Here is a 13,930-nt window from a genome sequence, read left to right as displayed (position 1 = left end):
TTACTTTCGGGGTAGTCCCAGCAGGCGTTCGGCGATGATGTTGCGCTGAATCTCGTTGGTGCCCGCGTAGATCGGGCCGCCAAGCGCGAACAGCAGGCCGTCGGTCCACGAGTCGGCCAGTTCACCGTCCGCGCCCCGCAGGTCCAACGCGGTCTGGTGCAGCGCGACGTCGAGTTCGGACCAGAACACCTTGGTGACCGACGACTCGGCGCCGAGTTCGCCGCCTGCCGCCACCCGTGTCACCGTGCCGAAGGTGTGCAACCGGTAGGCCTGCGCCTTGATCCAGGCATCGGCGACGCGGTCGGCGAACGCAGGGTCCCGGTTCGCTTTCCATTGCTCGACGAGTCGTTCCGCGGGCGCCAGGAAGCGCGCAGGGCTGCGCAGCGACATGCCGCGTTCGTTGCTCGAGGTGCTCATCGCCGCACGCCAGCCATCGTGCACGCCACCGATCACGTCGTTGTCGGGAACGAAGACGTCGTCGAGGAAAATCTCCCCGAAGCCGGTGTCGCCGCCCAACTGCGCGATCGGCCGCACGGTGACGCCGTCGGCCTCGAGGTCGAACATGAAGTAGGTCAGACCCTGGTGGCGTTGTGCCTGCGGATCGGAGCGGAACAAGCCAAATGCGCGCTCCCCGAACGGTGCACGGGAGCTCCAGATCTTCTGCCCGTTGAGCAGCCAGCCGCCGTCGGTCTTCGTCGCGGTCGATCGCAGCGACGCCAGGTCGCTGCCCGACTCCGGCTCCGACCACGCCTGCGCCCAGATCTCCTCACCGCTGGCCATCTTGGGCAGCACCCGGTCCAGTTGCTCCTCGGTGCCGTGGGCAAACAGTGTCGGCGCCAACATCGACGTGCCGTTGGCGCTGGCCCTGCCCGGCGCGCCCGCGCGGAAGTACTCCTCCTCGTAGACGATCCACTGCAACAGGGTGGCATCCCGGCCGCCGTATTTCTCCGGCCACGTGATCACCGACAGCCCGGCATCGAAAAGCACTTTGTCCCACCGCCGGTGCTGTTCGAAGCCCTCGGCGGTGTCGTAGGACTTCGTCGGAAACGAGTCTTTGTTGGCCGCGAGGAAATCGCGGACCTCGGCCTGGAAGGCCACAGTGGCGTCGTCGAAGTTCAGGTCCATCAAACTCTTTCTCTCAACACTGGTTTGACCACCTTTCCGCCGGGATTGCGGGGCATCGCGTCGAGAAACTCGACCGACTGCGGCGTCTTGAATTTGGCCAGATGCTCACGGGTGTAGGCGATCACCGCTTCTTCATCCAGCGTAGCGCCCGGTTTGACCACCACGAAGGCCTTGCCGACCTCGCCCAAGCGCTCGTCGGGCACGCCGATGACAGCGGCCTCGGCGACGCCGTCCAGCCTGGCCAACACCTGTTCGACCTCGGCCGGGTAGACGTTGAACCCGCCGCTGATGTACATGTCCTTGAGCCGGTCGGTGATGGTGAGATTGCCGGCCTCGTCGAGCTTTCCGACGTCGCCGGTGTGCAACCAACCGTCGGAATCGATGGCCGCGGCGGTGGCTTCCGGGTCGTCGAGATAGCCCAGCATCACGTTCGGCCCGCGCAGCAGCACTTCGTCGGATTCACCGATCCGCAATTCGAAGTCGGCGATCGGACGGCCGCATGTGGTGGCGACGGTGACGGGATCGTCGCCGGCGCTGCAAATCGTGCCGAATCCGTTGGCCTCGGTGAGCCCGTATGCCGTCAGCACGATGTCGAAATCCAACTCGGTCTGCATCCGTTCGATCAGCACGACCGGCACCACGGCTGCCCCGGTGACCGCGAACCGCAGCGAGGTCAAGTCGTAGTCCCTGCGCTTGGGATGGTCCAGCAGCACCTGGTAGATCGTCGGCGGCCCCGGCAGCACCGTGATGCGGTAGTCCTGGACGGCCTGCATCGCGCCCTCAGGATCGAAGGTCAACTGCGGAATGAGGGTGGCCCCGGTCTGTAGGCACGCGAGGATTCCGGCCTTGTAGCCGAAGTTGTGGAAGAACGGGTTGATGCAGAGGTAGCGGTCCTCGCTGGTGATCTGGCCGCACTCGGCCCACGCTGCCGAACCGGCCAGCGACTGACGATGCGCGCACAGCGCGCCCTTGCTGCGGCCGGTGGTGCCGGAGGTGAACAGGATGTCGGAGACGTCGTCCGGTGTGACGGCTGTCGCGCGCGCGTCGGCTCGTTCCATGGCGGCAACACCATCGCCGCGAGACATGAACTCGTCCCATGTTCCGTCGCTCGTTTCGATCGGCACCCGGACGATGTGACGCAGCCCGGGCAGGGCGTCGCGGTCAATCGATGCGGCCTTGTCGGCGCCGAGGAACTCGCCGGATGCGAACAGTAGCGGTGCGCCGGTGCGGCTGAGGATGTCGCCGGCTTCGCTGGCGGTGTACCGGGTGTTCAGCGGTACCAGAACCGCGCCGGCGTAGGTGGTGGCCAGGCATGCGACCACCCAGTGCCAGGTGTTCGGCGACCAGATCGCGACCCGGTCCCCGGCGGCGATGCCCAGGTCGATCATCGCCGCGGCGGCCCGGCGGACCTCGTCGCGCAGTTCGCCGTAGGTCAGCCGCCGATCGGGCGTGACCAGGGCGGCGTGGTCGGGGAGGCGGTCGGCAATCCGGTCAAGGACCTGCGGAATGGTCCGACGATCCGATGCCATTGATGCTCCTCTAACAAAGCAAGTGCTTGGTAGGTTAGCCTACAGGGGTGATAGAGGTCGAGGAGTTCAGGGCCGAGGTCCGCGACTGGCTCGCCGACAATCTCGTCGGCGAATTCGCCGCGCTCAAGGGCCTCGGAGCGCCTGGACGCGAGGACGAGGCCTTCGAGGAACGGCGGGCCTGGAACCAGAAGTTGGCCGCCGCGGGGCTGACCTGCCTCGGCTGGCCGGCCGAGTACGGCGGGCGCGGGCTTACGGTCGCGCACCGCGTCGCGTTCTATGAGGAGTACGCCCGCGCGGACGCCCCCCACAAGGTCAACCACTTCGGCGAGGAACTGCTCGGCCCGACACTGATCGCGTTCGGTACGGAGGAGCAGAAGAAGCGCTTCCTGCCCAGGATCCTCGACGTGACCGAATTGTGGTGTCAGGGCTATTCGGAACCCGGCGCGGGCAGCGACCTTGCGAATGTGTCGACGACCGCCGAACGCGACGGCGACCAGTGGGTGATCAACGGCCAGAAAGTCTGGACGTCGATGGCGCACCTGTCGCAGTGGTGCTTCGTGTTGGCCCGCACCGAAAAGGGCTCCAAGCGCCATGCCGGGCTGTCCTATCTGCTGGTGCCACTCGACCAGCCCGGTGTGCAGATCCGTCCGATCGTGCAGCTGACAGGCACCGCGGATTTCAACGAGGTGTTCTTCGACGACGCCCGCACGGACGCCGATCTCGTGGTCGGTGAGCCAGGTGACGGCTGGCGGATCGCGATGGGCACGCTCACGTTCGAGCGCGGCGTGTCGACGCTCGGTCAGCAGATCCGTTACGCGCGTGAGCATTCCAATCTCGTCGAGCTGGCCAAGCACACTGGCGCCGATGACGACCCGTTGATCCGCGAACGGCTGACACGGTCGTGGGTGGGCCTGCGGACCATGCGGTCGTATGCGCTCGCAACCATGGACGTGGAACAGCCCGGCCAAGACTCAGTTTCGAAGTTGTTGTGGGCCAACTGGCACCGTGATCTCGGCGAGCTGGCGATGGACGTCGTCGGCAAGGCCGGGCTGGTGGCCGAAAACGGTGAGCTCGACGTCTGGCAGCACCTCTACCTGTTCACCCGCGCAGACACCATCTATGGCGGATCGAATGAAATCCAGCGCAACATCATCGCCGAGCGGGTGCTCGGTCTACCCAGGGAGCCCAAAGGATGAATTTCGGCCGCGGACGAGAGGAGCACCTTGTTAAGCACAGCGCCGAAAGAGATTGAGGGGCATGGACTTCTGACCGGAAAGGTCGTTGTGGTGACGGCCGCCGCCGGGACCGGCATCGGCTCTGCGGTAGCGCGTCGAGCCCTTGCCGAGGGTGCCGACGTCATGGTGTCCGACCACCACGAGCGCAGGCTCGGCGAGACTCGCGACCAACTGACCGAACTCGGGCTGGGCCGCGTCGAGGGCGTGGTATGTGACGTCACGTCCACCGCGCAAGTGGACGCGCTGATCGCGTCGACCACTGCGCGCATGGGCCGCCTCGACGTACTCGTCAACAACGCCGGTCTCGGCGGCTCGACCCCGGTTGTCGACATGACCGACGAAGAGTGGGACCGGGTCCTCAACGTGACCCTGACCTCGACGATGCGGGCTACCCGCGCCGCGTTGCGGTACTTCCGCGAGGCCGGCCACGGCGGAGTGATCGTGAACAACGCCAGCGTGCTCGGCTGGCGGGCGCAGCATTCGCAGTCGCACTATGCGGCGGCCAAGGCGGGCGTGATGGCGCTGACCCGCTGCAGCGCAATCGAAGCCGTCGAGTTCGGCGTGCGGATCAATGCGGTGTCACCCAGCATCGCCAGGCACAAGTTCCTCGAAAAAACGAGCTCCTCGGAGTTGTTGGACCGACTGTCGGAGGTGGAGGCCTTCGGCCGCGCGGCCGAACCGTGGGAGGTGGCGGCCACCATCGCGTTCCTGGCCAGCGACTACTCCAGTTACTTGACGGGCGAGGTCATCTCGGTGTCCAGTCAACGAGCCTGAGGCCTCAGGCTTACCTAGCAAGCGCTTGGTTGCTATCCTGATCGGGTGGACAAGGCGCTTCCGAGTCGCCGCGACGAGCTGCTGGACCTCGCCGCGACGATGTTCGCCGAGCGCGGCCTGCGTGCCACGACCGTGCGTGACATCGCCGATTCCGCCGGCATCCTTTCGGGCAGCCTCTATCACCACTTCAAGTCCAAGGAACAGATGGTCGAGGAGGTCCTTCGGAACTTCCTTGACTGGCTGTTCGAGCGGTACGCGGAGATCGTCGCTCGCGAGTCCGATCCGCTCGAGCGGGTGAAGGGTCTGTTCATGACCTCGTTCGAGGCCATCGAGAACCGGCATGCGCAGGTCGTCATCTACCAGGACGAGGCCAAGCGGCTGTCCTCGCTTCCGCAGTTCGACTTCGTGGAGACCCGCAACCGCGAGCAGCGCAGGATGTGGGTGGACGTTTTGAAGCAGGGCGTCGCCGAGGGCCGCTTCCGGCCCGACATCGACGTCGACTTGGTCTATAGATTCATCCGCGACACCACATGGGTTTCGGTCCGCTGGTATCAACCGGGCGGACCACTGACGGCCGAACAAGTCGGCCAGCAGTATCTGAGCATCGTTTTGGGCGGTATCACTAAAGAAGGAGCTTCAAATGGCTGAGGCATACGTCATCGACGCCGTGCGCACCGCCGTCGGCAAGCGCAATGGGTCGCTTGCCGGCGTGCATCCCGTCGACCTCGGTGCGGCGGGGTGGCGCGGCCTTTTCGACCGTGTGGACGTCGACCCCGCTGCGGTTGACGACGTGATCGCCGGTTGCCTGGACGCGATCGGCCCGCAGGCGGGCAACATCGCCCGCCTGTCGTGGCTGGCCGCCGGATACCCGGAGGAAGTTCCCGGCGTCACCGTGGATCGCCAGTGCGGTTCCAGTCAGCAGGCTATTTCCTTTGGTGCGCAGGCGATCATGTCCGGTACCGCTGATCTGATCGTGGCGGGCGGCATGCAGAACATGAGCCAAATCCCGATCTCGTCCGCGATGACGGTCGCCGAGCAGTTCGGGTTCACCTCTCCCACAAACGAATCCAAGAGCTGGCTGCACCGGTACGGCGATCAGGAGATCTCACAGTTCCGCGGTGCGGAGCTGATCGCCGAGAAGTGGGAGCTCTCACGCGACGAGATGGAGGAGTTCTCGCTCGCCAGCCACCAGCGCGCGCAGGAGGCGATCCGGTCCGGGTACTTCGAGAACGAGATCATCCCTGTCTCCGTCGATGGGGCTGGTTTCGTCACCGATGAGGGCCCGCGCGACACCTCACTGGAGAAGATGGCTGGGCTGAAGACGCTCACCGACGGTGGCAGGTTGACGGCAGCGATGGCCAGCCAGATCTCCGACGGGGCCAGCGCGGTGCTGCTCGCATCCGAGCAGGCGGTCAAGGACCACGGCCTCACACCGCGCGCTCGCATCCACCACATCAGCGCCCGCGGCGCCGATCCGGTGTTCATGTTGACAGGGCCGATTCCCGCGACGCGCTACGCGCTGGACAAGACGGGGCTGTCGATGGACGACATCGACACCGTCGAGATCAACGAGGCGTTCGCGCCTGTCGTGATGGCCTGGATGAAGGAACTCAAGGTCGACCACGCCAAGGTCAACCCCAGCGGTGGTGCCATCGCGCTCGGGCACCCGCTCGGTGCCACCGGCGCAAAGTTGTTCGCCACGATGCTGAATACGCTGGAGCGCACCGGTGGTCGCTACGGCCTGCAGACGATGTGCGAAGGCGGCGGCACCGCCAACGTCACGATCATCGAGCGCCTCTAGGCGCTACTCGACCTTCGCGGCGGTCGGTGAAGGTTAGTGTGTCAGCGCCAGGCTGGGCGCCGTGTGTTTGGCCCAGAAGTCGCGGAGCTGCGCGACGATGAAGTCGGGCTTCTCTTCGAAGACCCAGTGCCCGCATTCCTCGATCACGCCGCCGTCGGCGTGCTCGGCGATCGCTGATGCACAGTTGAAGCAGTGCTCTCCGAATGAGTGGCGGCCACCCCACGCCAGCATCGGCACCGTGAGTGTGTCCTTGGTCAGTTCGGCTGTCTGGGCGGCCATCTGGGGGATATAGCCGTAATGGTTGAGGCTTGCGCGGAGACTTCCCGGCTGCCGCATGTGCATGACGTACTGCTGTATTTCGCTCTCCGGCACGGCCGTCGGGTTGAAGGCGAAGTCGCGGAAAAAGTGCCGCAGGTATTGCTCCTCCCGGCCCTCGATGAGCATTCGGGTGACGTCCATGTTCATGTGCATGCTGAGGTGCCAGTACGGCACGCGTGGATCGACATACCCGGGATGACTCAAACCGAAATACGGCGTCTCGATCGTGGCAATCGACTGCGCACGATTTTGCGCGGCGTAGGCCAGCGCCACGGACGGCGGTCCGCCGAGGTCGTGACTCAGGATGTGAAAACTGTCCACCGCTTCGACGGCGAGCAGCGCGAGCATGTCTTGCGCGATCGTTTTCGGCTCGTAGCCGACGTAGGGCTTGTCGCTGTCGGCGTATCCCCGCAGGTCGGGTGCGATGAACGAATACTCATCGGCGAGACATTCGATTACCGGCAGGAATTCACGGTGGTTTTGCGGCCAACCGTGCATACAGAGGACGGTCGGGCCGCTACCCGCCGTGACGTAGTGGAGCGCAACGTCGTTGACATTCGCTCGCTTGTGGGTAAGTGCTGTCATAGCTAGACGCTACTCCGGCTGCTGAACCGATGGATGACATTGCGCTGGTTGACGTTCCATCGCCGGAATCACTCGACGAAAGCGGCCGCCGCCTGCAGGTGTTTGATCGCGTCGCTGACGATCGTGTCAATCAGTTCTGCGCACGACGGCAGGTCGTCGAGGATCCCTGCGACCTGACCCGACGCCAGCACCCCGGCGTCCGTGTTGCCCTCCACCAACCCGGCTTTCAGCAGCATCGGGGTGTTGGCCGCCATCACCACCTGGGACCAGGTCAGTTCTTTGCCGTGCCGCATTTCCAGGCCGTCGCTGATCATCGACCGCCACGTCATGCCCGACATCTTCTTGAACTTCTGCGCGTTGCGGACCGCGGCGGAAAAACCCCTCAGTCGTGAACCGCTCTCGAGTCTTTCGACGAGCCCGGTGCGCAGCACCCGGTGCGGCATGCCGTCGACGCGGGTGGACACCACGGTGCCGTCGAGTCCGGCCGTCAGGTACCGCTGTTTGACGGCCTCGGGCACGGTGGAATCGGACGTCAGCAGGAATCGGGTGCCCATCGCGACGCCCGCCGCACCGTAGGAAAGCGCCGCAGCCAACCCGCGGCCGTCGAAGAAACCGCCCGCCGCCACGACCGGGATATCCACTGCATCGAGCACCGACGGCAGCAGCAGCGTGGTCGCGATCGGGCCGGTATGCCCGCCGCCCTCGCCGCCCTGGACGATGACAGCGTCAGCGCCCCACCCGGCCACCTTCTCCGCATGCTTGGCCAGGCCCACCGACGGAATCACCACCACACCAGCATCTTTGAGCTTGGCGATCAAATCGGGCTTCGGTGCCAGCGCGAACGACGCGACCTTGACACCTTCGCGGATCAACAGGTCGATGCGTTCGTTCGCGTCGCCCGCGTCAGCGCGGATGTTGATGCCGAACGGCTTGTCGGTCGCAGCCTTGACCTTCGTCACGGCGGTCCGCAATTCGTCGAGTGTCATGGTCGCCGATGCCAGGATGCCGAGGCCGCCCGCGTTCGACGTCGCGGACACCAGTCGCGCACCCGCCACCCAGCCCATCCCGGTCTGTACCACCGGATGCTCGATGCCGATGAGTTCCGTCAGCGCCGTCCGAAGCTTCGTCATGTCCGTATTTCCCTGTCACGCAACGACTTAGGATCAATCACCTCACGGATCAGCCTCAGTTCGGCGTCGGTCGGGAGCCGGGTTGGCTCAGCCGTATCGAGACCGTGCACCTCAAACGAGGTGTTCTCGGCCACCTGCTCCGCAGTGATTCCCGGGTGCAGCGACACCGCGCGCATCTGACGGTCGGGGCCGTTGAAGTCGAACACACCGAGATTGCTCACCACGCGGTACACGTTGACGAACCGGTACGCGGGGTTGTCCGGATCGACCTTGTCCCACCCGATGCCCGACACCACATCGACGGAATCGCCGAACACTCGCTTGGAGTGGTTGCCGACCCAGTAACTGGTCGCGTGGTTGATGGTGTTGCCCGGTGCGCCGCGGACACCGAACATCTGGCGGGTCGGATGCTGAAGCGGCCCGAAGGCCGACAGGTTCTGGTTGCCGTGGCGGTCAATCTGGTTGGCGCCCATCACCACATGGCGGCGGCCCCAGGCCAACGTCTCGAAGACGCGGCCGAACGGCATCCACCCCTCGATGGCGCCGACGACGCCCATCGCCGGTGTGTCGGCGAGCAGCCTTGCTTCACCGTCGGTGAGCAGGATGTCGGGGGAGAAGGTCAGTCGGGCCAACCGCGCGCCGATCGACACCATGTTGGCCATCGGGCTGACCATGATCTCGCCCGCATCGCGGAACAGTTCTGCGCATGCGACAGCGCAGATCTCGGCACGGGTCGTTGACATCATTGCGTTTCCCCAAATTCGCGCACCGCGGCCTGGTAGTCGGCCTCGCTGCCGCTCAAATACGTCTGCACGAACTGCTGCCATGTCTCGTCGGACGCGGCGGCCTCGGCGTAGTGCCGCTGGAATTTCTCGTCGCGGCGGTAGTCCGGTTCGGCCGTGGTGAAGTGGGCGCCGTTGGGCGCCTCGACCACCGTATCGACCATCATCCGGTTGACCAGCAGCGCCTGCGGGGGCACGGCCTTGACGAGTTCCTCGGTCGGCACCACCTTCTCCACCGACAGATACCGCCGGTCGGCGGCCATCAGATACAGGTCGTCGAAGTACGGATCGATACCGGTGTAGGCGGCATTGCCTTGTGTATCACCGAGATTCATGTGCACGAATGCGGCATCGAGGCGCAGGGCGGGCATCGCGATGAGCTCTTCGAACCCAGCCTGAGAACCGGAGTCCGTCGGATACGGCGACCTCACCGTCTTCAGTTCGTCGCCCCAAAAGGCACGCACGTCGCTGCCGAGGCCCGCGCGGATCGGCAGGAACGGCAGCCGTTGTGCGGCGGCCTGCAACCCGCATCGCAGCATGCCCTCGTCCATCTCGCGCGCCTCGATCGAGCCGCTGGTGCGGGCCTTGGCGAACCACGGGTCGTAGAACGGCGGTGAGTCAAGCGACACGAAGCCGTAGTAGACGCGCTTGACCTTGCCTGCCGAGCACAGCAACCCGAGGTCCGGCCCGCCGTAGGTCACCACGGTCAGGTCGGTGACGTCGGTGCGAAGCAGAGCCCGCACGAACGCCATCGGCTTGCGCCGCGATCCCCAGCCGCCGATACCGATCGTCATGCCGCTCTCGACCGAGGAGACGGCGTCGTCCAACGTTGTCCGCTTATCGCTCACTTGGACCCCTTGTTGGTTCCCGCGAACGCGTCGCGATGCTCATCGGCCACGCCTGCCAGGTTCAATTCGAACGTAAAGCCTTGCTCCATGCGGTAACTCGAGTTCACCTTCTGCACGTCGATCAGATTCAGCGCTTCCTTGGCCGCGCGGATCACCCGGGTGTCCTTCGCGGCGATGTCGCGGGCCACCCGCAGTGCCGCCTCGTCCAGCTCGGCGCGGGGCACCACCTCGTGCACGGACCCGAACTGGTGCAGCGTCTGCGCGTCGACCGTGGCCGCGGTGAAGAACAGCCTGCGCATCATGTGCTGGGGCACCAGGCGTGACAAGTGGGTGGCCGCGCCAAGGGCGCCGCGTTCCACCTCGGGCAGGCCGAACTTGGCGTCGTCGGACGCGACGATCACGTCGGCGTTGCCGACAAGGCCGATACCGCCGCCGACGCAGAAACCGTTGACCGCCGCGACCACCGGCACTGCGCATTCGTAGACCGCGCGGAACGCCGCGAAGCAACCTCGGTTGGCATCGATGAGTGCGGTGAAGCCCTCGGTGTTCTGCATCTCCTTGATGTCGACGCCCGCGTTGAAGCCCCGCCCCTCCGCGCGCAGGATCACCACGTGCGTCTCGAGGTCCTCGCCGGCCTTGGTGATGGTGTCTGCGAGTTCGAACCAACCGCGCGACGGGATCGCGTTGACCGGCGGGTAGTCGACGGTGACCGAGACGATCCCCGGTTCGGTGGGGGTGGACGTGATTGGCATTGCACTTCCTGGGGGTCGATACCTAAGCAAGCACTTGCTTGGTACGCTAGCACAGTGACCGACGCCGCTGACATCAACCTCGGGCTCAGGGACAGGGTGGTCCTGGTGACCGGGGGTGTCCGCGGCGTCGGCGCCGGAATCAGCGCCGTCTTCGCCGATCAGGGCGCCACAGTGGTGACGTGTGCACGGCGCGAAGTCGACGGACTCCCGTACGAGTTCCATTCCTGCGATGTTCGCGACGACGACGCCGTCGCGGCGATGATCACGACGATCGCGCAGCGCCACGGCCGACTCGACATCGTGGTGAACAACGCGGGCGGGTCACCGTATGTGCTCACCGTGGACGCGAGCGCGAAGTTCAACCGCAAGATCATCGAACTCAACCTGCTCGGCCCGCTTTCGGTGTCGCAGCACGCGAACGCGGTGATGCAGACGCAGGACGGTGGCGGGTCGATTGTGAACGTGGCCAGTGTCAGCGGCCGCAGGCCCACTCCCGGTACCGCGCCGTACGGCGCCGCCAAGGCGGGTGTCGAAAGTCTCACCAGCACACTGGCGGTCGAGTGGGCGCCGAAGGTCAGGGTCAACTCCGTCGTCGTCGGCATGGTCGAGACCGAACAGTCCGAACTCTTCTACGGCGATGCGGAGTCGATTGCGGCGATCTCGAGGACTGTGCCGCTCGGCAGGCTCGCCAAGCCGGCCGACGTGGGTTGGGCCGCAGCATTTCTCGCATCTGACGCCGCGTCGTACATCAGCGGCGCGAGCCTCGAGGTGCACGGGGGCGGCGAGCCTCCGCAATACCTGGCCACAACGAACGCATTCAAGTAAGGAGACACCGAATATGGGTTTGCTCGACGGCCGGGTGGTCATCGTGACGGGGGCAGGCGGCGGTATCGGGCGTGCGCACGCGCTCGCGTTCGCCGCTGAGGGCGCACGCGTGGTGGTCAACGATATCGGTGTCGGACTCGACGGGTCGCCTGCAGGCGGCGGCAGCGCTGCGCAGGGTGTGGTCGACGAAATCACTGCCGCCGGAGGCGAAGCCGTCACGAGTGGGGCGAACGTCGCCGACTGGCAGCAGGCCGAGGAATTGATCCGAACCGCGGTCGAGCGATTCGGCGGGCTGGATGTCTTGGTCAACAATGCCGGTATCGTCCGTGACCGCATGTTCGCCAACACCAGCGAGGAGGAGTTCGACGCCGTCATCGCGGTGCATCTCAAGGGTCACTTCGCCACCATGCGTCATGCGGCGGCGTATTGGCGCGCCCAGTCGAAGGCGGGCAACTCCGTCGATGCCAGGATCATCAACACCAGTTCGGGCGCCGGACTGCAAGGCAGTGTGGGACAGGCGAATTACAGTGCCGCCAAGGCAGGCATCGCGGCCATGACGCTGGTGGCGGCCGCGGAAATGGGCCGGTACGGCGTCACCGTCAACGCGATCGCGCCGTCCGCGCGCACCCGGATGACCGAGACGGTGTTCGCCGAGATGATGGCGACCCAGGGCAACGACTTCGACGCGATGGCCCCGGAAAACGTTTCGCCGCTTGTGGTGTGGCTCGGCAGCGTCGAGTCCGGCGACGTCACGGGCAGAATGTTCGAGGTCGAGGGCGGCATCGTCCGGGTGGCCGAGGGTTGGGCGCACGGCCCTCAGGTAGACAAGGGCGCGCGCTGGGATCCGGCCGAACTGGGGCCGGTGGTCAAGGATCTGCTCGCGAAGACCCGACCGCCGGTCCCGGTCTACGGCGCCTAGCTACGCTGCCTGCTGTTGGGCTGCCTCATGGTCGCTTTCAGCGGCGGACTTGTTGGTCGCCCCGGTGCTCTCGGTGGTGTCGGTGGCCTGCTGATCGTTAGAGGTGACGGTTTCGGGATCGTCCTTCGGCGTACTGGGTTGCGGCGTCGACGGCGTGGTCGCGGCGGTCTGGCCGGGGCGAAACTTGTTTCCACTCTTCAGTTTCGTGTTCTCGGCCGGCTTCTTTTCGGTCTTCTTCGCAGGCTTCGCTGTCTTCGGCGTCTCCGCGGTGGTGCGCTCGCCGGTGGTTGCGCTCAGCGTCGCGGCTTCTTGTGGAGCCGACTGATTCGGGGTCGCACCGCGCAACGAGTCCACCACGTCACCCACGACCTTGGGAACGAAGCCGACCACCTTGGTGGCGACGTCGACGACCCCGTCGCGAACCGCCTTCGCCAGGCCGGCGACATCGCCTGCCGCGAAGGCCCGTCCGATGCGATAGAGAGCGGTCTGGGGCGCGGTGACGACGTTGCGGGTGTCAACGAACAACTTCGTCGGAAGCGATGGCTCCGCGGCGACGTCGACGCCGGCCCAGTTTTCCAGGGTCCAACCGTCTTCCGGATTGCCGGTGATCACCACGACATCGGTGTTGTCCAACGGATGGCGCAGGAGGAGACCCAGATCGGGATTGTCGACGTTCATCATGGTCCAGAACATGATCGTGGCCCCGTGTGAGAACACCACCGCGTTCCGGTCACCGCTGTCATATATCGTCTGCACGGCGTCGTCGACCCTGGCGTCGAACGCATTGCCGTCGGCCGCCCCGAGCACCGGCACGAACCGTGCCCCGAGAGTCCACGCGACCGGCCCCAGCACGTATCCGATCCGGCCAAGTCCCGAATCCTCAGACTGGCCTTCGAACACCCCGGCGTCGATTTCCCGAACACCGGGCAGCACCGTGATGGGCAGGCCCAGCTTGTCGGCAAGCGGCTGCGCCGTCTCCTGCGTTCTGATCATCGACGAGGCGTAGACGCCGTCATAGGCGTTGCCTTTGAGGGCATCAGCGATGTCCTCTGCCTGCTGTTGTCCCACGCTGGTCAGATGCGGGCCGGGAACTGACGTGTCGATCACGCCCGCGGCGTTGGCCGCAGATTCACCATGCCGAACGAACGTCAGCGTCATCGCTTCTGCGGCCCATGCGGGCAAGGCAGTCGCGAGCATCAACGCGATCGTGGTCAGCACCGTCGCGGCAACAGAAGACAGTCGGCGCATCACTCACTCCATCTAGTCGGCGGCGCGCCCACAGTAGAGGATATTGACGGACCAAGTAG

14 protein-coding genes are annotated in these 13,930 nt (G+C 65.5%); 6 read left to right on the top strand and 8 right to left on the bottom strand.

Annotated features, from left to right (window positions below):
• Window positions 1-1,125 (bottom strand): acyl-CoA dehydrogenase family protein, encoded by a 1,125-nt coding sequence (locus ACGFK1_RS13350; protein WP_393429266.1) that lies wholly within the window; start codon window positions 1,123-1,125, stop codon window positions 1-3.
• The gene (fadD3, locus tag ACGFK1_RS13345; RefSeq protein ID WP_393429263.1) at window positions 1,125-2,654 is read right to left on the bottom strand and encodes a 3-((3aS,4S,7aS)-7a-methyl-1,5-dioxo-octahydro-1H-inden-4-yl)propanoate--CoA ligase FadD3; all 1,530 of its coding nucleotides are present in this window, start codon (window positions 2,652-2,654) and stop codon (window positions 1,125-1,127) included. Before fadD3 ends, ACGFK1_RS13350 begins: the two co-directional genes overlap by 1 nt.
• 47 nt (window positions 2,655-2,701) lie before the next feature.
• Here fadD3 and ipdE1 point away from each other — a divergent pair, with 47 nt between their 5' ends.
• From ipdE1 to fadA6, 4 genes are read left to right on the top strand one after another with little or no spacing between them, the layout of a single operon-like run.
• Complete coding sequence (gene ipdE1, locus ACGFK1_RS13340; RefSeq protein WP_393429260.1) at window positions 2,702-3,850, top strand: acyl-CoA dehydrogenase IpdE1; 1,149 nt, start codon at window positions 2,702-2,704, stop codon at window positions 3,848-3,850.
• 27 nt (window positions 3,851-3,877) lie between these two features.
• A complete protein-coding gene (ipdF, locus tag ACGFK1_RS13335) occupies window positions 3,878-4,663 on the top strand; it encodes a (5R,7aS)-5-hydroxy-7a-methyl-1-oxo-2,3,5,6,7,7a-hexahydro-1H-indene-carboxyl-CoA reductase (protein ID WP_393429258.1) in 786 nt (261 codons plus the stop codon).
• A gap of 45 nt (window positions 4,664-4,708) precedes the next feature.
• Complete coding sequence (gene kstR2 / locus ACGFK1_RS13330) at window positions 4,709-5,311, top strand: TetR family transcriptional regulator KstR2 (RefSeq protein ID WP_393429255.1); 603 nt, start codon at window positions 4,709-4,711, stop codon at window positions 5,309-5,311.
• Entirely contained in the window at window positions 5,304-6,464 is a 1,161-nt protein-coding gene (gene fadA6 / locus ACGFK1_RS13325; RefSeq protein ID WP_393429252.1) for a steroid 3-ketoacyl-CoA thiolase FadA6, read from the top strand. Before kstR2 ends, fadA6 begins: the two co-directional genes overlap by 8 nt.
• Before the next feature lie 33 nt (window positions 6,465-6,497).
• Here fadA6 and ACGFK1_RS13320 read toward each other — a convergent pair whose 3' ends face one another.
• The 5 genes from ACGFK1_RS13320 to echA20 form a co-directional block, all read right to left on the bottom strand.
• The gene (locus ACGFK1_RS13320) at window positions 6,498-7,367 is read right to left on the bottom strand and encodes an alpha/beta fold hydrolase (RefSeq protein ID WP_393429249.1); all 870 of its coding nucleotides are present in this window, start codon (window positions 7,365-7,367) and stop codon (window positions 6,498-6,500) included.
• A 68-nt stretch (window positions 7,368-7,435) separates the two neighbouring features.
• Window positions 7,436-8,497, bottom strand: a complete 1,062-nt coding sequence (ipdC, locus tag ACGFK1_RS13315) for a (3aS,4S,5R,7aS)-5-hydroxy-7a-methyl-1-oxo-octahydro-1H-indene-4-carboxyl-CoA dehydrogenase (protein WP_393429246.1) — start codon at window positions 8,495-8,497, stop codon at window positions 7,436-7,438.
• Window positions 8,494-9,243, bottom strand: coding sequence for a cholesterol ring-cleaving hydrolase subunit IpdB (ipdB, locus tag ACGFK1_RS13310; protein WP_393429243.1), 750 nt, complete (start codon window positions 9,241-9,243; stop codon window positions 8,494-8,496). Before ipdB ends, ipdC begins: the two co-directional genes overlap by 4 nt.
• A complete protein-coding gene (gene ipdA, locus ACGFK1_RS13305) occupies window positions 9,240-10,127 on the bottom strand; it encodes a cholesterol ring-cleaving hydrolase subunit IpdA (protein WP_393429240.1) in 888 nt (295 codons plus the stop codon). Before ipdA ends, ipdB begins: the two co-directional genes overlap by 4 nt.
• A complete protein-coding gene (gene echA20 / locus ACGFK1_RS13300; RefSeq protein WP_393429237.1) occupies window positions 10,124-10,879 on the bottom strand; it encodes a (7aS)-7a-methyl-1,5-dioxo-2,3,5,6,7,7a-hexahydro-1H-indene-carboxyl-CoA hydrolase in 756 nt (251 codons plus the stop codon). The genes ipdA and echA20 overlap by 4 nt, the downstream gene beginning before the upstream one ends.
• An 18-nt stretch (window positions 10,880-10,897) precedes the next feature.
• On the opposite strand from echA20, the gene ACGFK1_RS13295 reads away from it, so the two are divergent.
• Window positions 10,898-11,704 (top strand): SDR family oxidoreductase, encoded by an 807-nt coding sequence (locus ACGFK1_RS13295; RefSeq protein ID WP_393430083.1) that lies wholly within the window; start codon window positions 10,898-10,900, stop codon window positions 11,702-11,704.
• Window positions 11,705-11,717: 13 nt separating this feature from the next.
• A complete protein-coding gene (locus tag ACGFK1_RS13290; RefSeq protein WP_393429235.1) occupies window positions 11,718-12,623 on the top strand; it encodes an SDR family oxidoreductase in 906 nt (301 codons plus the stop codon).
• On the opposite strand, the gene ACGFK1_RS13285 is transcribed toward ACGFK1_RS13290, so the two are convergent.
• Complete coding sequence (locus tag ACGFK1_RS13285; protein ID WP_393429232.1) at window positions 12,624-13,871, bottom strand: histidine phosphatase family protein; 1,248 nt, start codon at window positions 13,869-13,871, stop codon at window positions 12,624-12,626.
• Between the last annotated feature and the right edge of the window lie 59 nt (window positions 13,872-13,930).

Source organism: Mycobacterium sp. NPDC048908 (assembly GCF_043197955.1).
In the GTDB taxonomy this organism is placed as follows: domain Bacteria; phylum Actinomycetota; class Actinomycetes; order Mycobacteriales; family Mycobacteriaceae; genus Mycobacterium.
The sequence above is the reverse complement of the archived record's forward strand: the minus strand, read 5'-3'. Positions and strand labels throughout refer to the sequence as shown.